This is a genomic window from Micromonospora profundi, from assembly GCF_011927785.1.
Lineage (GTDB): Bacteria > Actinomycetota > Actinomycetes > Mycobacteriales > Micromonosporaceae > Micromonospora > Micromonospora profundi.
The window spans coordinates 5,386,924-5,406,939 of the sequence record NZ_JAATJK010000001.1; the positions used below are offsets into that span (position 1 = coordinate 5,386,924).

Below are 20,016 nucleotides of genomic sequence, written 5' to 3' on the forward strand. Positions count from 1 at the left end.
GCGATGAACCTGCTCGACGAGCTGCGTACCCACCGGTTGCTGGCAATCGTGCGCGGCCCGGACCCGGCGGCCGCGCTGGCCTCGGTGCTCACCCTGGCCGACAGCGGCGTCGCGCTGATCGAGGTCTCCCTGACCAGCGCGGACGCCCTCAGCATCATCCGGGGCGCCCGGATCGCGCTCGGACCCGACTTCGCGCTGGGCGCGGGCACCGTGCTCAGCGTCGAAGACGCCCGCGCGGCAGCCGACGCGGGCGCAGGCTTCCTGGTCACCCCGGCGGTGGCACCGAGCGTCGCCGAGGGCGTCCGACTCGGCCTGCCCGTGCTGGCCGGCGCGCTCACCCCCACCGAGGTCGTACGGGCCGCAAGCGACGGGGCCACGGCGATCAAGCTGTTCCCTGCCTCTCTCGGCGGTCCCGACTACCTGGGTGCGCTGCGCGACCCGTTCCCCGACACCGCGTTCGTGCCGGTGGGCGGGGTGGACGCGGACAGCGTCCGGCGCTACCTGGACCGGGGAGCGGTGGCGGTCGGGGTCGGCTCACCTCTCCTCGGCGATGCCGTCCGTGGCGGCGACCGCGCGGCGCTGCGCGAGCGGGCCGCCACCTTCGTCGCGGCGGTCCGCTCGTGACCGACCTGGTCACCCTCGGCGAGACGATGGCGGCCTTCCGCACCACCGGGCCGTTGCGGCTGGGCGGCACCGCCGGGATCTCCGTGGCCGGGTCCGAGTCGACAGTGGCGATCGGGCTGGCCCGGCTCGGCCACCACGCGGCGTGGGTCGGGGTCACCGGCGCGGACGAGCCCGGTGCACTGGTCCGCCGCACGCTGCGCGCCGAAGGCGTCGACCTGACCTGGGCCCGTGTCGACCCGACGGCCCCCACCGGGCTGATCCTCTTCGAGGCCCGGGTCGCCGACATCAACCGGGTCACCTATCACCGCGCCGGCTCCGCCGGGTCCCGGCTGCGCCCCGCCGACGTCACGCCGGCGTTCGACACGCCGGCCCGACCGCCCCGGCTGCTGCACGTCACCGGCATCACCTGCGCGCTCGGCGCGGAGCCGTACGACGCGGTGGTGACGGCGGTGCGGCTCGCGCGTGCGGCGGGCAGCACCGTCTGTCTGGACGTCAACCACCGCAACCGGCTCTGGTCGGTCGGCGAGGCGGCCGCCGCGCTGCGACCGCTGCTGCCCTCGATCGACCTGGTCGTCGCCTCCGACGACGAGCTGGCTGTCCTGACCGACGCCGCCGACCCGATCGCTGCGCTGCACGCGGCCGGCGTGACCGAGGTCGTCGTGAAGCACGGCGCTGGCGGGGCCACCAGCCACAGCGCCACCGGCGCCGTGCACCGGCCGGCCCGCCAGGTTCCGGTGGTGGACACCGTGGGGGCCGGCGACGCCTTCGTGGCCGGGCTACTCTCCGGCTGGCTGGATGGCGACGACGTACCGGCGCGGCTGGACCGGGCGGTCACCACCGGCGCGTTCGCGGTCGCCACCCGGGGCGACTGGGAGGGCCTGCCCGACCGGGCGGAGCTGGCGCTACTCGACCACGGGCCGGGCGGCACTATCCGCTGACCGGCGCGGCGGCCGACCTCGACCGCCGGAGATCGTTGGAGGAGCACGATGGAGCTGACCGAACCGACCGTCTGGGCCCCTGACCTGTTGGAGCTGGGCGAAGGGCTGCGCTGGGTCGACGACCGGCTGGTCCTGGTCGACCTGCTCGCCGGTCGACTGCTGGAGACCGACGGAGACCGCCCCGGCCCGCTGCGGGAGCTGCGCCGCCTTGACGTTCCGCTCGGCGCGGTCGCCCCGCTGGCCGGCCGTGTCGGCGACTGGCTGGCCGCCGCCGGCACCGGCGTCACGGTGCTGCCCGCCACCGGCGACGCCCGACCGGTCGCCGACCTGGTCGCCGACGCTCCCGAGCCGACCCGGATGAACGACGCGGTCGCCGACCCGCACGGCCGTTTCTGGGCCGGCAGCATGACGTACGCGGGACTGCCCGGCCAGGGCACTCTCTACCTGCTCGCCCCGGGCGCGGCACCGGTGCCGGCGGTGACCGGGCTGACCATCCCGAACGGGCCGGCGTTCGATGCCACCGGCACCACCATGTACCTGGCCGACACTCCGCGCGGCGAGGTCGACCGGTTCACAGTCGACAGGACCACCGGTGCCCTGCACGGGCGGGAACCGTTCCTGCGACTCGCCGACTCCGACGGCTCCCCGGACGGGATGACAGTCGACGCGGCGGGCCACCTCTGGGTCGCGCTGTGGGGCGGCTCGGCGGTACGCCGTTACCGGCCCGACGGGACGCTGGACCGCCACATCCAGCTCCCCGCCCGCCAGCCGGCCGGCATCTGCCTGGGCGGCCCCGACCTGCGCCGGCTCTTCATCGGGACCGCCCGACTCGGGCTCACCGAGCCAGGCGCCACGGACGGTGCGCTGCTCGCGGTCGACGTCGAGGTCCCCGGCCTGCCCACCGCTACCGCCACCGGCTGATCCGGCCCCGCCGCGCAGGTGCCGAGCAGCAGGAGGCTGCCGGGAGGCATGGCTGGGCGGCCGGCGGGTAGCCCGTCGGATGGCCGACTGGGGCAAGGTGTTCATCCCGGACACCCCGGTGTTGGAGATCCTGGTACGGGGCAGCGTCATGTACCTCGCCCTGTTCACGCTCCTGCGGGTCATCCTCAAGCGGGAGAGCGGCACCACCGGCGTCACCGACCTGCTGGTGATCGTGCTGCTCGCCGATGCCGCGCAGAACGGAATGTCCGGCGGCTACAACTCGATCACCGACGGGTTGCTGCTGGTCGGGGTGATCATCGGTTGGTCGTACCTGTTGAACGCCGTCGCGTACCGCTGGCAGGCCGCCGCGCGGCTGATCCGGCCCAGCTCGCTGGTGCTTGTCCGCGACGGGGAGATCATGCGGGAGAACATGCGCCGTGAGCTGATCACCAACGAGGAGCTGCACACCCTGCTACGCCAGCAGGGCGTCTCCGACCTGGCGGACGTCCGCGAGGTGCGGATGGAGCCCGACGGTCGGTTCAGCGTCACCACCCGTACGCCGGGGCGGCCCCGCAACGGACGCAACGCGGGCGGTTTCGGCTGACGCCGGACACGCCGTACACCAGTTGTGGCGGTGTTGTCCGGCCCGCAGCCGTCCCGCTGGCCTCAGCTTGTCGGCAGGTTGCGGTCCAGCAGGTCGAACAGGGCGGCCCAGTGCCGTTCGGTGGCCTGCTCGTTGTAGGCCGGGGTGTCGGACATGGTGTAGCCGTGGTGGGCGCCCTCGTACAGCTCCGAGCGGTAGCGCACACCTGCGGTGTCGAGCGCCTTCTCCAGGGTGGCGATCTGCTCGGGCGTCATCGACTGGTCGTTGTCCGCGTGCCCGAAGTACACCTCGCCGGTAATCGAGCCGACGCCCAGGTGAGGGCTGTCCGGCTCGTCGAGGACGATTCGCCCACCGTGGAAACTCGCCGCCGCGACGATCCGGTCCGGGTGCGCCTCGATTGCCCGCAGCGCGTTCATGCCGCCCATGCAGTAGCCGGTGATCGCGACCGGGCCGGGCCGGACGTCGTCGCGGGCGGCCAGGAAGTCGAGGTACGCGGCGGTGTCCCGGCTGATCACGTCGGCGGTCAGCGCGCGGATCAGCGGGATGACCTTCTCGAAGATCGCGCTGCGCTGGTCGGCGTCGCCGAGGCGGGACAGGTCGACAAGTGGTGCCCGGCCAGCCCGGTAGAGCAGGTTGGGCGTCACCACCAGGTAGCCGCGGGAGGCGATCCGTTCCGCCATCTCGACCAGGCGCGGGCGCGGGCCGAAGGCGTCCATGTAGAGCAGCACCGCCGGGAACGGGCCGTCCTCGTCCGGCCGGGTCAGAGAGGCGTCCGCCACTCCGTCGCCTGTCGGGATGTCCACCGTCGTCGTCTGCACCGGGCCTCCTCGTAAGCCGATCTTGGTCCGTCCGAAACGGTACCCCCCTGGTCAGCGTGCCCGACACCGGTCCGCCAGCCAGTGGCGCCGGTCCCTCCCGCTTTGACCGCCGCCCGGCTTCAGGCGGCTCAGTTTCCCGCAGCCGATCGGGCGCGTGAACAGCGCGTCAAGAACGGGCGACGACCCGTCGAAACGGCGTATAGGCGGGCCCATCTCCACCAACCGGTGGTGACGATGGGTCCATGAGTCCTTGGCGGATGACGCGCTGGGAACGGGGGCACCCGTTGCCGGCCACTGACCCGGACAGCGGCCCGGCCGAGCACTCCACGGGTGCGGGCGAGCCGGATCGCCGGCACGAGGCGCTGGTGAGCGTCCGGCTCGGCCCGTCCGCGCCCGGCAGTCACCTTGTGGAGTACCTGCGGCACGAGCCCTGCGCCGTCGCCGCGTGGTGGATCGCCGCCGACGTCGACGCCGTGGTGCGGCTCTCCGCCGACAGCATGACAGTGCTGCACCGCGCCGTGGCCGACCTGCGTCGCCGCGCCGGGGTGGAGGTCACGGTGGCGCACCACATCCTCCGCGCGCTCGACCTGACCGATCCGGCGGAGCCGCGTACGGCGCAGGACACCAGGGCCTGGGCGGCACCCGCCGCATGAGCCTCCCCACCATTGCCCGCCGGGGATCGGCGGGCGCTTACCGCCGTGGGATCGACAGAGAGGACCAACCGACGATGGACGAGGCAGCGATAAGGTACGCCGTTCCGGTGCGGAATCTGCCGGGACGGCAGGTACGGACGGTGCGGACCGGCCGTTCACCGCAGGGGCAACGGGTGGGGATCGCCTTCACCCGGGTCGAGTTGCTCGTCGCCGCGATGGGTGCGGACCAGCAGTGGGAGGAACTCTGCGAGTCGGCGTTGCGGGGCATGCTGCGCCCGCTCGGCATCGACCGGATCCAGGTCGACCCGCTGCTGGTGGCGCCACCGCTCCCCGACAGCATCGGCGACCGGGCGGCACCGACCGCGCCGGTCCGGGTGCCCGCCCTGGCGGCCACCGCAGGCGCCCAGGTCAGGGGCGGTAACGGTAGCCCATTCCCGGCTCGGTGATGAGATGCCGGGGGCGGGCCGGGTCGTCCTCCAGCTTGCGCCGCAACTGGGCCAGGTACTGCCGCAGGTAGTTGGTCTCGTTCTGGTACTCCGGCCCCCACACCTCCTGCAGGAGCTGCCGCTGGCTGACAAGCTTGCCGGGGTGCCGCACCAGCTTCTCCAGCACGCTCCACTGGGTGGGTGTCAGCTTGACCTCGGTGCCGTCGTCCCGCCGTACGCTGCGGTCGGCCAGGTCGACCGTGTGCTGGCCGATCCGCAGTGCCGGCACCGCCTCGCTTGACGTACCCAGCCGTCGGGTGACCGCGCGGATGCGGGCCAGCAGTTCCTCCACCCCGAACGGCTTGGTGACGTAGTCGTCGGCACCGGCGTCGAGCGCCGCCACCTTGTCCTCGCTGCCGGCCCGACCGGAGAGCACGATGATCGGCACAGCCGTCCATCCGCGTAGGCCACGGATCACCTCCACGCCGTCTATGTCGGGCAGGCCGAGGTCCAGCACCACAAGGTCCGGCGGGTGGGTGGCGGCGGCCTTCAACGCGGCCGCGCCGGTGCCGGCGACGTCCACGTCGTACCGGCGGGCACGCAGGTTGATCCGCAGGGCACGCAGGATCTGCGGTTCGTCGTCGACGACAAGGATGCGCGTCATTCCTGCGGCCCCTCCGAGCTGGACTGCGCGGCGGGCAGCCGCAGCACCAGGGTGAGCCCACCGCCGGGGGTGGTCTCCGGGATGATGCTGCCACCCATCGCCTCGACAAGCCCCCGGGACAGGGCGAGACCGAGACCGACACCGGTCTGGTTGTCCCTGTCACCGAGGCGTTGGAACGGCAGGAAGACGTTCTCCCACTGGTCCTCCGGGATGCCCGGCCCCCGGTCGATCACCCGCAGCTCCACCTGCCCGGCGTGCGCGCTCGCGGTGATCGTGGGTGGCTTGTCGGGTGGGCTGTAGCGCAGCGCGTTGGCGACGATGTTGACCAGCACCCGTTCCAGCAGGCCCGGGTCGGCGGTGGCGGCCGGCAGGTCGGCCGGGATGTCAGTGGCGACGGTCGCGGCCGCCGGGCCAAGTTCGTCCAACGCCAGGGGTACGGCGTCCTCCAGTCCGATCGCGGTAGCGGTGATGCCGAGGACGCCGGCCTGGAGTCGACTCATGTCCAGGAGGTTGGCGACCAGCCGGGCGAGGCGGTCCAGCGACTCCTCGGCGGTCTCCAGCAACTCCTCTCGGTCGGACTCGTCGAACTCGATGTCGTGGCTGCGCAGACTGGTGACGGCTGCCTTCGCCGACGCCAGCGGCGTACGCAGGTCGTGGCTGACCGCGGCGAGCAGCGCGGTGCGCATGCGGTCTGCCGCGGCGAGGGGCTTGGCGGTGGCGGCTTCCTCGGCGAGCCGTTCCTGGCGCAGCGCGACGGCGGCCTGGGCGGCGAACGCCTCGACGATCCGCCGGTCGGCGGCCTCCAGTCGGCGGCCGCTGAGCACGACGGTGATCCGGTCGTCGACGGGTACCGCCGTCTCGCCGCCGTCGGGCGTGCAGGCAGGCTCCTCGCCGACACTGGCCACGACGCACCAGGCGTGCTCCTCGCGGGACCGGTCGGGACGGCCACTGGCCTCCTCGGCCAACTCCAGCACGCTCACCGCGCGCAGCCCGAATGTTTCCCGGAGCTGGTCCAGCAGGGCGGGCAACGGGCGTTCGCCGCGCAGGACGCCACCGGCAACGGCCGCGAGGGTCTGCGCGTCGGCGGCGGCGCGGGCGGCCTCGCGGGTACGCCGGGCGGCCACGTCGACGACCCAGCTCACCGCCAACGCCACGCCGACGAAGACGGCCAGGGCGAGCAGGTTGTCCGCCTCGGCGATTGTCAACGTGCGGTAGGGCGGTGTGAAGAACCAGTTGAGCAGCAACGAGCCGCCCAGCGCGGCGACAAGCGCCGGCCACACGCCACCGACGAGTGCGACCCCGACGACTCCGGCGAGGAACAGCAGGATGTCGTTGGTGAGCGTCAGGTCGGGCAGCGTCCTCAACAGCAGGGTGAGCAGGGGCATGCCCAGCGCGGCCAGGACGAAGCCGAGCAGCCTCCGGCGTCGGGACAGCGCGGCCGGCACCGCTGCCGCCCGTCGGCCCTTGCCTGCCTGCTTGTGGGTGACAAGGTGCACGTCGATCGACCCGGAGAGCGCGGTGGTTGTCACCCCGACGCCCCGGGCGAAGATCTGCGCGAGACGCCCACGCCGGCTGGCGCCGAGCACCAGTTGGGTGGCGTTCACGCCCTGGGCGAAATCCAGCAGCGCGGCCGGCACGTCGGTGCCGAGCACCTGGTGGTAGGTGCCGCCGAGGCTCTCCACGAGCACCCGCTGGCGGGCGAGTTGGGCCGGGTCCGCGCCGGCCAGGCCGTCGCTGCGGGCGACGTGCACGGCGAGCAGGTCGGCACCCTTGCTGCGGGCGGCGACGCGGGCGGCGCGGCGGATCAGCGTCTCGCCCTCCGGGCCGCCGGTAAGCGCCACCACCACACGTTCCCGGGCCTCCCAGGTCGCGGCGATGCCCTGCTGGCTGCGGTACACCTCAAGCTGCTCGTCGACCTTGTCGGCCAGCCAGAGCAGCGCCAGCTCGCGCAACGCGGTGAGGTTGCCGACCCGGAAGTAGTTGCCGAGCGCGGCGTCGATCTTGTCGGGGCGGTAGATATTGCCGTGCGCCATCCGGCGGCGCAGCGCCTCGGGTGTCATGTCGACAAGCTCGACCTGCTCGGCGGCGCGGACGATCTCGTCCGGCACCGTCTCCCGCTGGGTGGTGCCGGTGATCTGCGCGACGACGTCGTTCACCGACTCCAGGTGCTGCACGTTGACCGTGGACAGCACGTCGATGCCCGCGTCGAGCAGTTCCTGGACGTCCTGCCAGCGCTTGTCGTGCCGCGAGCCGGGCACGTTCGTGTGTGCCAGCTCGTCGACCACAGCGATCTCCGGCCTGCGGGCCAGCACCGCGTCCAGGTCCATCTCGGTGAACTCGGCGCCCCGGTAGGTCATCGTGCGGCGGGGCACCTGCTCCAATTCGCCGACCATGGCGGCGGTCTGCTGCCGGCCGTGGGTCTCCACGAAGCCGATCACCACGTCGGTGCCGCGCGCGGCTCGCCGCTGGGCCTCCTCCAGCATGGCGTACGTCTTGCCGACGCCCGGGGCGGCTCCGAGGTAGATGCGCAGTTCTCCGCGTGGCACGGAACCATCCTCTCCGATCAGAAGGAAAGGCCCCTTCTTAACGCGAGGCGTTAAGAAGGGGCCCTTCCTTACGCATTCAGCGTGCGGGGTACTGCTTGTCGAGCGCGATGTTCAACTCCAGGACGTTCACCCCCGGCTCGCCCATGAAGCCGAGCGCGCGTCCGCCGGTGTGCTCCCGCACGAGCTTGCGGACGGCCGCGGGGTCCGCGCCGCGTTCCCGCGCCACCCGGTTGACCTGCAATTCGGCGTACGCCGGGCTGATCTGGGGGTCGAGGCCGCTGCCGCTGGCGGTAACCGCGTCGGCGGGAACTGCCGGCTCGGCGGGGGCGTCGCCGCGGATCGGGGTGATCACACCGCCGGCGGCCACGTAGTCCTCGCCGGGCTGGGCCAGCTCCACAGGCATCCCCTGGTACGAGGACACGAACGGGGTGGCCGGGGCGACCTGGTTGACGCTGACCACCCGGGTGACCGGGCCGGTCAGGCCGCCGGCGCGGAAGACCGCGAGCACCGCGCCGACCCCGTCGTCGGTGCAGAAGGGGCGGCTGCCGTCGACGCCGTTCAGCTCGCCGACCGACTTGCTGCGCCCGCAGACCTGGGTGAGCAGGCTTTCGCTGGACTCCTCCGGGTCGGTGGCCAGGGTGTCGACGACGCTCTCCGGGCCGAGGTTGCTGGCCGCGGTGGAGGTCGGGTCGTAGCCGTCTCCGGCAGCCGACGGGCGGGACTGGAAGTAGCGGCCGATGGGGTTGCCGTCGGCGTCGGTGAAGGACTGGCCGATCAGCGAGCTGCCGATCGTCGTCCCGCCCGAGGTGATCAGAGAGCCGTCGGCCTTGTGGTTGAGGCCGGGCAGTTGACCGACCGCGACCAGGGCCAGCGGGTAGACCAGCCCGAGCAGCACAGTGAACACGAGTACGGCGCGCAGGGCGGCGAGGTGTTGGGCGATCCAGGTGGGTAGGCGCATCACGAAATCCCCGGGACGAACTGGATGAGCAGGTCGATGAGCTTGATCCCGATGAACGGCACGATGATGCCGCCCAGGCCGTACACCAGCAGGTTGCGGCTGAGCAGCTTCGACGCGGCGGCCGGCCGGTACCGCACGCCGCGCAGGGCGAGCGGGATCAGCGCGATGATCACCAGGGCGTTGAAGATGACGGCGGACAGGATCGCCGACTCCGGGCTGGCCAGCCGCATGATGTTGAGGGCGTCCAGGCTCGGGTAGAGGCCGGCGAACATGGCCGGGATGATCGCGAAGTACTTCGCGATGTCGTTGGAGATGCTGAACGTGGTGAGCGCTCCGCGGGTGATCAGCAACTGCTTGCCGATCTCCACGATCTCGATGAGCTTCGTCGGGTCGGAGTCGAGGTCGACCATGTTGCCGGCCTCCTTGGCGGCCGACGTACCGGTGTTCATCGCCACCCCGACGTCGGCCTGGGCGAGTGCCGGCGCGTCGTTGGTGCCGTCGCCGGTCATGGCGACCAGCCGGCCGCCCTCCTGCTCCCGCTTGATCAGCGCGAGCTTGTCCTCCGGTGTCGCCTCGGCCAGGAAGTCGTCCACCCCGGCCTCGTCGGCGATGGCCTTCGCGGTACGCGGGTTGTCGCCAGTGATCATCACGGTACGGATGCCCATGCGGCGCATCTCGTCGAACCGCTCCCGCATGCCGGCCTTCACGACGTCCTTGAGGTGGATGACGCCCAGCGCGCGGGCGGGCTCACCGTCGACGTGCTCGGCGACCACGAGCGGGGTGCCGCCGGTGCTGCTGATCGCGTCCACGATCTCGCCGACCTGCTCGGTCGGGTGGCCGCCGTTCTCCCGTACCCACTTCATCACGGCGGCGGCGGCGCCCTTGCGGACCCGGCGGGCAGTGCCCACCGCTCCCCCGTCCACGCTGCCGTCCGGGGTCAGGTCGACGCCGCTCATCCGGGTCTGCGCGGTGAACGGCACGAAGGTGGCGTGCGGCATCACGCCGGCCTCGCGCTCGCGCAGCCCGAACTCGTTCTTCGCCAGCACTACCACCGAGCGCCCCTCGGGGGTCTCGTCGGCCAGGCTGGACAGCTGGGCGGCGTCGGCCATCGCCTCGACGGCGACCCCTTCGACGGGTACGAACTCGGCGGCCTGCCGGTTGCCGAGCGTGATGGTGCCGGTCTTGTCCAGCAGCAGGGTGTTGACGTCGCCGGCCGCCTCGACGGCCCGGCCACTCATGGCCAGGACGTTGCGCTGCACGAGCCGGTCCATGCCGGCGATGCCGATGGCCGAGAGCAGCGCGCCGATGGTGGTCGGGATGAGGCAGACAAGCAGCGAGATGAGCACGATCCCGGTGACGCCGGAGTCGGTGATCGCCCCGCTGTCCGGTGCCGCCGTCTGGTACGCCTTGGAGAAGATCGCCAGCGGCTGGAGGGTGACAACTGCCAGCAGGAAGATGATCGTGAGCGCGGAGAGCAGGATGTTCAGCGCGATCTCGTTCGGTGTCTTCTGCCGGTTGGCGCCCTCGACCAGGGCGATCATCCGGTCGATGAAGCTCTCCCCCGGCTTCTGGGTGATCTTCACGATGATCCGGTCGGAGAGCACCCTGGTGCCGCCGGTGACAGCGCTGCGGTCACCGCCGGACTCGCGGATGACCGGAGCCGACTCGCCGGTGATTGCCGACTCGTCGACGCTGGCGATGCCCTCCACGATGTCGCCGTCGCCGGGGATGATGCCGCCCGCCTCGACGAGTACGACGTCGCCCTGACGCAACTCCGGGGCTGCGACGGCCTCGTCGGTGTAGCTGTTGGCCCGCGCGCCGGGCTTCCAGCCGACCAGCCGGGTGGCGATGGTGTCCTTCTTGGCCTGCCGCAGTGTCGCGGCCTGTGCCTTGCCCCGCCCTTCGGCGACGGCCTCGGCCAGGTTGGCGAAGAGAACTGTCAGCCAGAGCCAGACGGTGATCGCCCAGGCGAACACCGACGGGTCGGTCACCGCCAGGACCGTGGTGAAGGCCGCGCCGACCTCGACGATCAGCATCACCGGGTTGCGCCACATGGTGGCAGGGTTGAGCTTGCGTACGGCGTCCGGCAGGGACCGGATGAGCTGCTGGGGGTCGAGCAGGCCTCCGCCGACCCGCTTGCCCTGGTCGGCTGCGGTGGCGAGCTGCCCGGATGTCACGGACATGTCCTCGTTCCTCATGATGGTCAGAGCCCTTCTGCCAGCGGGCCGAGCGCGAGCGCGGGCAGGAAGGTCAGCGCGACGAGGACGACTGTGACGCCGACGACCATCCCGACGAACAGCGGACGGTGGGTCGGCAGAGTGCCCTCGGACGCGGGGGTGGGTGCCTGGCGGGCCAGCGAGCCGGCGAGCGCGAGCACGAAGATGATCGGCAGGAAGCGGCCCAGCAGCATGCACAACCCGAGCGCGGTGTCCCACCAGGTGGTGTTGACCGTGATGCCGCCGAAGGCGGAGCCGTTGTTGTTGCTGGCCGAGGTGAACGCGTAGAGCACCTCGGAGAGGCCGTGCGGGCCGACGTTGAGCGCTGTGGAGTTGTTGCCTGTGGCGAACGCCGCCGCCGTGCCGACAAGCACCAGGATCGGCGTGATCAGGAAGTACAGCGAGGCGAACTTGATCTCCCGTGAGCCGATCTTCTTGCCCAGGTACTCGGGCGTGCGACCCACCATCAGGCCGGCCACGAAGACCGTGATCACCGCGAGGATGAGCAGGCCGTACAGGCCGGAGCCGGTGCCGCCCGGCGCGACCTCGCCGAGCATCATGTTGACCATCGTCATCATGCCGCCGAGCGAGGTGAACGAGTCGTGGAACGAGTTCACAGCGCCGGTCGAGGTGAGCGTGGTGGCGGCGGCGAAGGTCGCCGAGTTCGAGACGTCGAACCGCACCTCCTTGCCCTCCAGAGCCGCGCCGACCGCCTGCGGCACCGTGCCGTGGCCGGCCAGCTCGAAGACGTTGGTGAGGGCGACGCTTGCGAACGCGAGGATGCCCATCACGGCGGCGATCGCGTAACCCTGCCGGTTCTGCCCGACCATCCGGCCGAACACCCGGGGCAGGCTGAACGGGATCAGCAGGATCAGGAAGATCTGGAGCCAGTTCGTCCACGAGGTGGGGTTCTCGAACGGGTGGGCGCTGTTGGCGTTGTAGAAGCCGCCGCCGTTGGTGCCCAGCTCCTTGATCACTTCCTGGCTGGCGACCGGCCCGCCGGTGATGGTCTGGGAGCCGCCGGTGAGCGTCGTGACGTCGGTGCCGCCGGACAGGTTCTGCACCACCCCGCCGATCATCAGCGCGATGGCGCCGAGCACCGCGATCGGCAGCAGGATCCGCAGCACGATCCGGGTCAGGTCGACCCAGAAGTTGCCGAGCTGCCCGGTGCGGCTGCGGGCGAACCCGCGTACCAGCGCGACCGCCACCGAGATGCCGACCGCCGCCGAGACGAAGTTCTGCACCGCCAGGCCGGCCATCTGCACCAGGTGGCCCATCGTCGACTCACCCGAGTACGACTGCCAGTTGGTGTTCGTCACGAACGACACGGCGGTGTTCCACGCGCCGTGCGGCACCACCGCGTCGAAGCCCAGCGACAGCCACAGGTGGTTCTGCACCCGCTGGAAGAGGTACAGGAACAGGATCGAGGTGGCGGAGAACGCCAGCACGCTGCGGGCGTACACGCCCCAGGCCTGCTCGGCGGCCGGGTTGACCCCGACCAGTCGGTAGATCCCCCGCTCGACCCGGGACTGTCTGGTGCCGGCGACCGCCCGGAACATGTAGTCGCCGAACGGCTTGTAGACGGCGACGATGGCCGCCACCAGCGTCAGCACGAAGATGACGCCCGCTGTTGTCATGGTCATCAGAAGCGCTCCGGGAACAACAGGGCGAACACCAGGAACGCGCCCAGGACGATCGCGAGCACCAGGCCGACGGCGTTGACCGCGTTCACAGCTTCTCCACCGCCCGGATCACCAGGGCGAGCGCTGCGAACAGCGCCACCGTCAGGACCACGAACACCACGTCAGACACGCTGACTCCTCAGACCGGCTAGGTTCCTCGCGACCGCCTTCCGGTCGCGCGGGGCAATCAAAGCCCCGCTACGCGCCGGTCGGCAGGGGTCGTGACGCGACCATGACGGCGGCGAACCGTTTCTTGACGTGGTTTTCACACCGGCCCACCAAATGGGTAGGATCCGGACGAACTTGCAGCAACAGGGCGGAAGGCCGCTGCGGAGTGGGCAGTCAGCCCGGCGAGGGCGGTGGCGGGGTGCGGCGGGCCGGTCAGGCCGGGCGGCGGGCCACAAGCACGTCGCGCATGATCGACTGATCCACCCGGTGCCGCAGCGCGTGGTAGGGCTCCGCGTCGACAACGCTCAGGCCGGCGTCGGCGAGCGCCGCCGCCGCGTCGTCCCTGCTGGCCACGTGGGTGTTCCAGGAGATGCCGAGCGCCCCGCCGGGCCGCAGCAGCCGCGCCCAGACCGGCGCGGCGTCCGCGAGCAGCGCCAGCGGGTCACGCGACAACCCCTGATCGGCGGTACGACTGCCGTGCTGCACGCCGTACGGGGCGTCCGCCACGATCAGGTCGACGGTCTCCGGGCGGAAGAACTCCGCCGACCTGGTGGTGTCCGCGTTGACCACGTCCAGCAGTTGCGTACGACCGGCCTTGTGCTCCTCGCGGGTCGGTGCCAGCTCGATCCGCACCCGGCGGCCGACAACCTTGCGCTCCCGCCGTACCGGACCCGACTCCAGCACCCGATGCTTGATCCGCTTCTGCTTCAGCCAGGTGGTGATGAACGCCCGGTACGCCTCGACGTCCTTCTGGTCGCGCTCCACCCCGGCGGCGTCGAAGCCGTACATCAGCGCCTGGTTGAGGGTGGTGCCCCGACCGCACAGCGGGTCGAGCACCCGGAACCGCCGGCTGGTCAGCTCGCCGGCCCAGTCCGAGGCGAGCAGTGTGACGTTGAGCAGCAGCTTGGTGAACTGCTCGTTGGTCTTGCCCGGGTACTTCTGGATGGTGAGCAGGTCGTCGTCGTAGCGGTCCAGCCGGCTCCACTCGACCGGGCGCAGCAGGTCGCCGACGATCTCGAACAGCGCGTACCCGGCGGAGAGATTGCCCAGGACGGCGAAGTCACGCTCGGTCAGCCCGTCACCGGTGAACGTGACGTAGGACGCCCCACCGACGACCTCGGTGTCCAACTCACCGATCCGACCGTCGAGCGCCGAGCGTCCGAAGATCTCCAGCTCGGCCCGGGTGAGGTCGACGGCGGATCGGGCGTACACCCGGTTGGTGGCGGGCAGGATCAGCAGGCCGTAGCGCGTCATGGTCCGGCGAGTATTCCACAACGGGTGACGGTCGCCGGGAACCGGAGCGGCCGCCGGAGCGACTACCGGTACATGGGGTGTGAGCAGTGGCGGGAGGTCCTGTCCGCGCAGCTGGACGGGGAGGAGACCGCCGCCGAACGGGCGGCGGCGCAGGGGCACCTCGACGGGTGCGCCGATTGCCGGGCCTGGTTCACGGCGGCGGTCGCGGTGACCCGTCGGGTTCGGACCCGTTTGGTCACCGACGTGCCCGACCGGACCGCCGCGATCCTGGCCGCCGCCACCGCGGAGGCTCCGGCCCGCAGGCAGTGGTGGCGGCGCCTGGCCGGTCGCGGGCGGCTGGCGGTCGGACGCGGCCGGCTGGTCGCCGGGCTGCGCGGGGCGCTCGGGCTGCTCGGCGCGGTGCAGCTGGTGCTCGGCCTGGCCCAGGTGGGCCGGGGCGCGGCTGCCGATCACCTGCACCCCGCCGGCCAGCACCTCTGGCACGAGTCGGCCGCCTGGAACGTCGCGGTGGGTGCCGGCTTCCTCTTCGTCGCGGTACGCCGCAGCCCGCCGGCCGGACTGCTGCCGATGCTCAGCGCGTTCGTCGGCACGCTGCTGCTGCTCTCGGTGAACGACCTGGCCACCGGCTCGGTGGGCGGGGAGCGGCTGGTCAGCCACGGCTTCCTGGTGGTCGGCTACCTGATCACCGTGCTGCTGTCCCGCCCCGGTCTGCGCCCGGGTGGGCCCTCGCCGCAGCGGCAACAGGCACCGTCACGCTGGCGGTTCCGCGCCGACGAGGTGGACCAGCCGCTGCGGGTGGTCCGCTCCGAGCCGTACGCCGGACAGGCCGCCGACCGCCATGCCGCTCCGGCGGCGCGGACCGGTGGCCGGCGCGCGGCCTGAGCGCGCGCTCCTCAGTTGTGCGGCCGCGCTGACCCGTCGTCGGCGATGACCTGCGGGATGACCTGCTCGACGATTGTCAGCAGCGTGGTGGTGAGCAGCAGGTGCACCTGGGGGCGGGTCAGCGCGCCGCGCTGGAGCCACTCCCGGGCGGTCGAGATCGCCAGGCCGCAGTACGCCCGGACCATCCCGCGTAGCTCCTCGTGGTGCTCCGCCTCGTCGGCGAGCCCGACGGCGACGAGCATCCGGTCGGCGGCGACCTCCTCGGCCTCGGCGAGCACCCGCTCCACGTCGGCGTCGCCGCCCATCCCCCGCGCCGTGACGGCGGCCAGCCAGGAGGTGCTGTGCCGGGACACCACGTCGAGGAACCAGGTGACGCTGGCGTCGACGCGGGTGTGCAGGTCGCCCTTTGGCAGCCGTTCCACGGCGACCTCGGGGATGGTCACCATGACCCGGACGACCTCCAGGTAGAGGTCCTTCTTCGCGCCGAAATAGTGGTTGACCAGGCCACGGGCGACACCTGCCTCGCGGGCGACGTCGGTGGTCGACACGTCCGCGTACGGGCGCTCGCCGAACAGCCGGACCGCGCAGGCCAGGATCTGCCCGCGTCGGGCGTCCGGCTCCAGACGGCGGCGGCGCGGAGCCGTCTCGACACTCATCTGCCCGACCCTATCGGCAGCTCACACCGCCGGCTTCGGCGTCGACGGCCCCCGTGCCCTCCTCGGAGCCGCCGGCCTCGATGCCGCGCCGACGGGTCAACGGCGGAACCTCTCGATCGCGGCCGGGGTCACCGGGGTGAAGAAGTTGACCAGGTTGCCGTCGGGGTCGCGGAACAGCAGGGCTCGGTTACCCCAGGGCATGGTCGTCGGCTCGTTCACGAACTCGTCCACCACGCCCTTCAGTTTCCCGTAGAGAGCGTCCACGTCCTCCACGAGAAACTCGATGATCACGCTGTGGTTCTCGGCCGGGCGGGCTGAGCCGGGCGCGAACAGCCCGACGGTGCGGGTGCTGCCGATCGCCAGCGTGCCGTGGGCGGTACGCAACTCGGCGAAGTCCTCGTTGCCCCAGGCCGCCTGCACGCCGGTGATCTTCTCGTAGAAGCCGACCAGGCGGTTGATCTCGTCGGTGATGATGCGGATCGAGACGAAGTCCATGTCTTCTCCCTGCTCGGTGCCCTTCGGTATCGGTCGGTCGGGATCACGGTAGAACAGATACTGGACAGGTTCGGTCCAGTATCTTGATAAAGTTCCGACCGTGGCACGACCGACAGCCCAGGTGCTCGCCCTGCTGGAGCTCCTGCAGTCCGGCGGCGTCCGGACGATGGCCGAGCTTGCCGAGCGCCTTGGCGTCGAACCGCGCACGGTGCGGCGCTACGTGAGTCATCTGGTCGACCTGGACCTGCCGGTGGAGTCGGTGCGCGGCCGCTACGGCGGCTATCGGCTCGCCGCCGGCTATCGCCTGCCGCCGCTGATGTTCAACGACGACGAAGCCCTTGCCGTCCTACTCGGCCTGATCGCCGGCCGCCGTGCCGGGTTGGCGACAGCAACGGGCACGGCGGGTGAAACAGCCGCCGCGAAGATCCGTCGCGTCCTGCCGCCGCGGACCGCGGACCGGCTCGACGCCGCACTCCAGTCCCTCGCCTTCACCGCCGAGCCCGGTGACCTCCCTGCGCCGCGGTCCGACGTACTACTCGCCGTCGCCGAGGCGGTCCGTCATCACCGGCCGATCTCGCTGCAGTACACCTCGGGCAACGGCCGGCGCAGCGTCCGCGTGCTGCATCCGTCCGGGCTGGTCAACCATGCGAGCCGGTGGTACGTCATCGGTGTCGATCCGGATATCGGCGAGGAGCGCACCCTTCGACTCGACCGCATCGCGGACGCGAGACCTCTGCCGGGCTCGTTCGAGCCGCCCGCCGGAAACGATCCGGCCGGGCACCTTCTCACCTCGATGGCACGAGCGCCGTACCAGCACGCCGTGTCGCTGCGGATACAAGGAACAGTCGAGCAGATCCGCAGGCGGCTGCCGGCCAGCGTCGCCGAGGTGCGAGAGGGCGCGGACGAAGGCTGGCAGGACGTGGAGATCCGGGCGGAGAGTCTCGACTGGTTGCCCGGTGTGCTCGCCGCGCTCGATCTGCCGTTCGTCATCGGACGCCCGGACGAACTCCGCGACCGCGTCTTCGCGCTCGCCGAACGGCTGGCGGCCTCGGCACGACGCGAGTCGACCAGCAGCTAACCGCCCGAGTGATCCGCACTTATTGACAGGTTGCCAACAGCGCGCGAGGGTGGGGCGCATGCCCCCACTCGACGGTCCCCCATCGCCCTGGCGGCAGCCGGAGCACGACGACCTCGCCGACCTGGCCCGCACCTTCTTCACCAAGGAGGTGCTGCCGCACACCGAACGCCTGCTGACCCAGGGCCACCCGGACCGCGAGCACTACCGGCGCGCCGGTGAGCTGGGGTTGCTCGGGCTGTCGGTCCCCGAGGAGTACGGCGGTGGCGGCGGCGGCTTCACCCACGAGGCGGTGCTGCTGCACGAGCAGGCGTACACCGGGGAGAGCAGCCTCGGGCTGGCCGTCCACAGTGGCATCGTCACCGGCTACCTGGTGGCGTACGGCAGCGAGGAGCAGAAGCGGCGCTGGTTGCCCGGACTGTGCAGTGGTGAGCTGGTCGGCGCCATCGCGATGACCGAGCCCGACGGCGGCTCCGACCTTCAGGCGATGCGCACCCGGGCGATCCGCGACGGTGACGACTACCTGGTCACCGGCGCGAAGACGTTCATCACCAACGGCGGCCTCGCTGACCTGATCGTCATGGCGGTCAAGACCGACCCCGAGCAGCGGGCCGCCGGCATCTCCCTGCTGGTCTGCGAGGTCGGGGGCGACCCGGAGGGCTTCCGCCGGGGCCGGCTGCTGTCCAAGGTCGGGCTGCACGGCAACGACACCGCCGAGTTGTTCTTCGACGACTTCCGGGTGCCGGCGGCCAACCTGCTGGGCGGCGCCGAAGGGCTGGGCTTCATCCAGATGATGCAGCAGCTTCCCCAGGAGCGCCTGGTCATCGGCGTCGGGGCGGTCGCCGCCATGGAACGCGCCGTCGAACTGACAGTCGCGTACGCCAAGGAGCGCACCGCCTTCGGCAAGCCGCTGATGGGGCACCAGAACACCCGGATGGTGCTCGCCGAGTGCGCCACCCGCACCCGGGTCAGCCGGGTCTTCCTGGACGACTGCATCGTCCGGCACGACCGTGGCGACCTGGACGTGGCGACAGCAGCCATGGCGAAGTCGTGGCTCACCGAGGGTCAGTGCGAGGTCGTGGACCGCTGCCTGCAGATCTTCGGCGGCTACGGCTACACCACCGAGTACCCCATCGCCCGGATGTACGCCGACGCCCGCGTCCAGAAGATCTACGGCGGCACCAACGAGATCATGAAGGAGCTGATCGCCCGTGTCCTCTGAGGCGTACGTCTACGACGCGGTCCGCACCCCGCGCGGACGCGGCCGGGACACCGGCGCGCTGCACGGGGTCAAGCCGATCTCCCTGGTCGTCGGCCTGATCGACGCGCTGCGTGAGCGCAACCCGGGCCTGGACGTCGGGCGGCTGGAGGACCTGCTGCTCGGCATCGTCACCCCGGTCGGCGAGCAGGGCGGTGACCTGGCGCGCGCCGCCGCCCTGTTGGCCGGGCTGCCCGACGAGGTGGGCGGGGTGCAGCTCAACCGGTTCTGCGCCTCCGGGTTGGAGGCGGTCAACTCCGCCGCCGCGCGGATCCGTTCCGGCTGGGAGCACCTGTTGCTGGCCGGCGGGGTGGAGTCGATGTCGCGGGTGCCGATGGGCTCCGACGGTGCGGCCTGGGCCACCGACCCGCAGACGGCGCTTTCCACGTCGTTCGTCCCGCAGGGCGTGAGTGCCGACCTCATCGCCACCATGGAGGGCTTCACCCGCGACGACGTGGACGGCTACGCGCTGCGCTCGCAGGAGCGCGCGGCCAAGGCGTGGGCAGGTGGGCACTTCGCCCGTTCGGTGGTGCCGGTCCGCGACGCCAACGGGCTGGAGATCCTCAGCGTGGACGAGCACCTACGGCCGGACACCACCCGGGAGGCGCTGGCCAAGCTCACGCCGTCCTTCGCCACGATGGGCGAGGCTGCTGGCTTCGACGCTGTCGCGTTGCAGAAGTTCCACTGGCTGGAGGCCATCGAGCACGTCCACCACGCCGGCAACTCGTCGGGAATCGTGGACGGCGCGGCGCTGGTGCTTATCGGCTCGGAGCACGTCGGCCGGGACCTCGGCCTCACCCCGCGCGCGCGGATCGTCGGCGCGGCGGTCACCGGCGCCGACCCGACGCTGATGCTGACCGGCCCGATCCCGGCCACCCACAAGGCGCTCGCCGCCGCCGGCCTGACAGTCGACGACATCGACCTGTTCGAGATCAACGAAGCCTTCGCCGCGGTGGTCCTCAAGTACGTCCGTGACCTGGGCCTGGACCCGGACCGCGTCAACGTCAACGGTGGTGCGATCGCTCTGGGCCATCCGCTCGGCGCGACCGGAGCGATGTTGCTCGGCACCGCGTTGGACGAGCTGGAACGCCGCGATCTGCGCCGCGCCGTCGTGACCCTCTGCATCGGCGGCGGCATGGGCGTCGCCACCGTCATCGAGCGCTGCTGAACCGGAGGACC

The 20,016-nt window shown here is 71.5% G+C and carries 20 protein-coding genes; 10 read left to right on the forward strand and 10 right to left on the reverse strand.

Annotation, left to right across the window (positions count from 1 at the left end):
• The first annotated feature begins 3 nt into the window (after window positions 1-3).
• The 4 genes from F4558_RS23830 (at window position 4) to F4558_RS23845 (ending at window position 3,087) form a co-directional block, all read left to right on the forward strand.
• Window positions 4-624: a bifunctional 4-hydroxy-2-oxoglutarate aldolase/2-dehydro-3-deoxy-phosphogluconate aldolase gene (locus tag F4558_RS23830; protein ID WP_167946029.1), complete on the forward strand. Its 621-nt coding sequence runs from the start codon at window positions 4-6 to the stop codon at window positions 622-624.
• The gene (locus tag F4558_RS23835; RefSeq protein ID WP_167946030.1) at window positions 621-1,562 is read left to right on the forward strand and encodes a sugar kinase; all 942 of its coding nucleotides are present in this window, start codon (window positions 621-623) and stop codon (window positions 1,560-1,562) included. Before F4558_RS23830 ends, F4558_RS23835 begins: the two co-directional genes overlap by 4 nt.
• Before the next feature lie 48 nt (window positions 1,563-1,610).
• Window positions 1,611-2,483, forward strand: a complete 873-nt coding sequence (locus tag F4558_RS23840; RefSeq protein WP_167946031.1) for an SMP-30/gluconolactonase/LRE family protein — start codon at window positions 1,611-1,613, stop codon at window positions 2,481-2,483.
• A gap of 79 nt (window positions 2,484-2,562) precedes the next feature.
• Window positions 2,563-3,087: a DUF421 domain-containing protein gene (locus F4558_RS23845; protein ID WP_053658986.1), complete on the forward strand. Its 525-nt coding sequence runs from the start codon at window positions 2,563-2,565 to the stop codon at window positions 3,085-3,087.
• A 62-nt stretch (window positions 3,088-3,149) separates the two neighbouring features.
• On the opposite strand, the gene F4558_RS23850 is transcribed toward F4558_RS23845, so the two are convergent.
• Window positions 3,150-3,905: a dienelactone hydrolase family protein gene (locus F4558_RS23850; RefSeq protein WP_053658984.1), complete on the reverse strand. Its 756-nt coding sequence runs from the start codon at window positions 3,903-3,905 to the stop codon at window positions 3,150-3,152.
• 242 nt (window positions 3,906-4,147) lie between these two features.
• On the opposite strand from F4558_RS23850, the gene F4558_RS23855 reads away from it, so the two are divergent.
• Both F4558_RS23855 and F4558_RS23860 read left to right on the forward strand, forming a co-directional pair.
• Window positions 4,148-4,558 carry a hypothetical protein gene (locus tag F4558_RS23855; RefSeq protein WP_157552874.1) on the forward strand — a complete coding sequence of 137 codons (411 nt, stop codon included), beginning with the start codon at window positions 4,148-4,150 and terminating at the stop codon, window positions 4,556-4,558.
• 74 nt (window positions 4,559-4,632) lie between these two features.
• Complete coding sequence (locus tag F4558_RS23860) at window positions 4,633-5,004, forward strand: SAV_915 family protein (RefSeq protein WP_167946033.1); 372 nt, start codon at window positions 4,633-4,635, stop codon at window positions 5,002-5,004.
• Here the strand turns inward: F4558_RS23860 and F4558_RS23865 are convergent.
• The 7 genes from F4558_RS23865 to F4558_RS23895 form a co-directional block, all read right to left on the reverse strand.
• The gene (locus F4558_RS23865; RefSeq protein WP_053658977.1) at window positions 4,967-5,647 is read right to left on the reverse strand and encodes a response regulator; all 681 of its coding nucleotides are present in this window, start codon (window positions 5,645-5,647) and stop codon (window positions 4,967-4,969) included. The genes F4558_RS23860 and F4558_RS23865 overlap by 38 nt on opposite strands.
• On the reverse strand, window positions 5,644-8,193 hold the full coding sequence (locus F4558_RS23870; RefSeq protein WP_167946035.1) for a sensor histidine kinase: 2,550 nt from the start codon (window positions 8,191-8,193) through the stop codon (window positions 5,644-5,646). The genes F4558_RS23865 and F4558_RS23870 overlap by 4 nt, the downstream gene beginning before the upstream one ends.
• A 76-nt stretch (window positions 8,194-8,269) precedes the next feature.
• Entirely contained in the window at window positions 8,270-9,151 is an 882-nt protein-coding gene (locus tag F4558_RS23875; RefSeq protein WP_167946037.1) for a potassium-transporting ATPase subunit C, read from the reverse strand.
• Window positions 9,151-11,334 (reverse strand): potassium-transporting ATPase subunit KdpB, encoded by a 2,184-nt coding sequence (gene kdpB / locus F4558_RS23880; protein ID WP_167946039.1) that lies wholly within the window; start codon window positions 11,332-11,334, stop codon window positions 9,151-9,153. The genes F4558_RS23875 and kdpB overlap by 1 nt, the downstream gene beginning before the upstream one ends.
• 20 nt (window positions 11,335-11,354) lie before the next feature.
• A complete protein-coding gene (gene kdpA, locus F4558_RS23885) occupies window positions 11,355-13,010 on the reverse strand; it encodes a potassium-transporting ATPase subunit KdpA (protein ID WP_167946041.1) in 1,656 nt (551 codons plus the stop codon).
• Entirely contained in the window at window positions 13,010-13,099 is a 90-nt protein-coding gene (kdpF, locus tag F4558_RS23890; RefSeq protein WP_036390805.1) for a K(+)-transporting ATPase subunit F, read from the reverse strand. The genes kdpA and kdpF overlap by 1 nt, the downstream gene beginning before the upstream one ends.
• A 331-nt stretch (window positions 13,100-13,430) precedes the next feature.
• Window positions 13,431-14,471 (reverse strand): TRM11 family SAM-dependent methyltransferase, encoded by a 1,041-nt coding sequence (locus tag F4558_RS23895; RefSeq protein WP_167946043.1) that lies wholly within the window; start codon window positions 14,469-14,471, stop codon window positions 13,431-13,433.
• 72 nt (window positions 14,472-14,543) lie between these two features.
• Between F4558_RS23895 and F4558_RS23900 the strand changes: the two genes are divergently transcribed.
• Window positions 14,544-15,353, forward strand: coding sequence for a zf-HC2 domain-containing protein (locus F4558_RS23900; protein WP_053659435.1), 810 nt, complete (start codon window positions 14,544-14,546; stop codon window positions 15,351-15,353).
• Between the two features lie 11 nt (window positions 15,354-15,364).
• On the opposite strand, the gene F4558_RS23905 is transcribed toward F4558_RS23900, so the two are convergent.
• Together F4558_RS23905 and F4558_RS23910 are read right to left on the reverse strand one after the other, a co-directional pair.
• A complete protein-coding gene (locus tag F4558_RS23905) occupies window positions 15,365-16,009 on the reverse strand; it encodes a TetR/AcrR family transcriptional regulator (protein WP_053658965.1) in 645 nt (214 codons plus the stop codon).
• A 96-nt stretch (window positions 16,010-16,105) separates the two neighbouring features.
• Window positions 16,106-16,504 carry a VOC family protein gene (locus F4558_RS23910; protein WP_053658963.1) on the reverse strand — a complete coding sequence of 133 codons (399 nt, stop codon included), beginning with the start codon at window positions 16,502-16,504 and terminating at the stop codon, window positions 16,106-16,108.
• Window positions 16,505-16,604: 100 nt separating this feature from the next.
• On the opposite strand from F4558_RS23910, the gene F4558_RS23915 reads away from it, so the two are divergent.
• From F4558_RS23915 to F4558_RS23925, 3 genes are read left to right on the forward strand one after another with little or no spacing between them, the layout of a single operon-like run.
• A complete protein-coding gene (locus F4558_RS23915) occupies window positions 16,605-17,582 on the forward strand; it encodes a helix-turn-helix transcriptional regulator (RefSeq protein WP_053658961.1) in 978 nt (325 codons plus the stop codon).
• 58 nt (window positions 17,583-17,640) lie between these two features.
• Window positions 17,641-18,801 (forward strand): acyl-CoA dehydrogenase family protein, encoded by a 1,161-nt coding sequence (locus tag F4558_RS23920; RefSeq protein ID WP_053658959.1) that lies wholly within the window; start codon window positions 17,641-17,643, stop codon window positions 18,799-18,801.
• Window positions 18,791-20,005, forward strand: a complete 1,215-nt coding sequence (locus F4558_RS23925) for an acetyl-CoA C-acetyltransferase (protein WP_167946045.1) — start codon at window positions 18,791-18,793, stop codon at window positions 20,003-20,005. The genes F4558_RS23920 and F4558_RS23925 overlap by 11 nt, the downstream gene beginning before the upstream one ends.
• Window positions 20,006-20,016 lie beyond the last annotated feature (11 nt).

Coding starts and splice junctions, on each gene's coding strand:
- F4558_RS23875 (WP_167946037.1), bottom strand. CDS start 9,151: ATGCGCCTACCCACCTGGATCGCCCAACACCTCGCCGCCCTGCGCGCC.
- F4558_RS23895 (WP_167946043.1), bottom strand. CDS start 14,471: ATGACGCGCTACGGCCTGCTGATCCTGCCCGCCACCAACCGGGTGTAC.
- F4558_RS23910 (WP_053658963.1), bottom strand. CDS start 16,504: ATGGACTTCGTCTCGATCCGCATCATCACCGACGAGATCAACCGCCTG.
- kdpB (WP_167946039.1), bottom strand. CDS start 11,334: ATGTCCGTGACATCCGGGCAGCTCGCCACCGCAGCCGACCAGGGCAAG.
- F4558_RS23905 (WP_053658965.1), bottom strand. CDS start 16,009: ATGAGTGTCGAGACGGCTCCGCGCCGCCGCCGTCTGGAGCCGGACGCC.
- F4558_RS23865 (WP_053658977.1), bottom strand. CDS start 5,647: ATGACGCGCATCCTTGTCGTCGACGACGAACCGCAGATCCTGCGTGCC.
- F4558_RS23860 (WP_167946033.1), top strand. CDS start 4,633: ATGGACGAGGCAGCGATAAGGTACGCCGTTCCGGTGCGGAATCTGCCG.
- F4558_RS23840 (WP_167946031.1), top strand. CDS start 1,611: ATGGAGCTGACCGAACCGACCGTCTGGGCCCCTGACCTGTTGGAGCTG.
- F4558_RS23900 (WP_053659435.1), top strand. CDS start 14,544: ATGGGGTGTGAGCAGTGGCGGGAGGTCCTGTCCGCGCAGCTGGACGGG.
- F4558_RS23845 (WP_053658986.1), top strand. CDS start 2,563: ATGGCCGACTGGGGCAAGGTGTTCATCCCGGACACCCCGGTGTTGGAG.
- F4558_RS23830 (WP_167946029.1), top strand. CDS start 4: ATGAACCTGCTCGACGAGCTGCGTACCCACCGGTTGCTGGCAATCGTG.
- F4558_RS23855 (WP_157552874.1), top strand. CDS start 4,148: ATGAGTCCTTGGCGGATGACGCGCTGGGAACGGGGGCACCCGTTGCCG.
- F4558_RS23920 (WP_053658959.1), top strand. CDS start 17,641: ATGCCCCCACTCGACGGTCCCCCATCGCCCTGGCGGCAGCCGGAGCAC.
- kdpA (WP_167946041.1), bottom strand. CDS start 13,010: ATGACCATGACAACAGCGGGCGTCATCTTCGTGCTGACGCTGGTGGCG.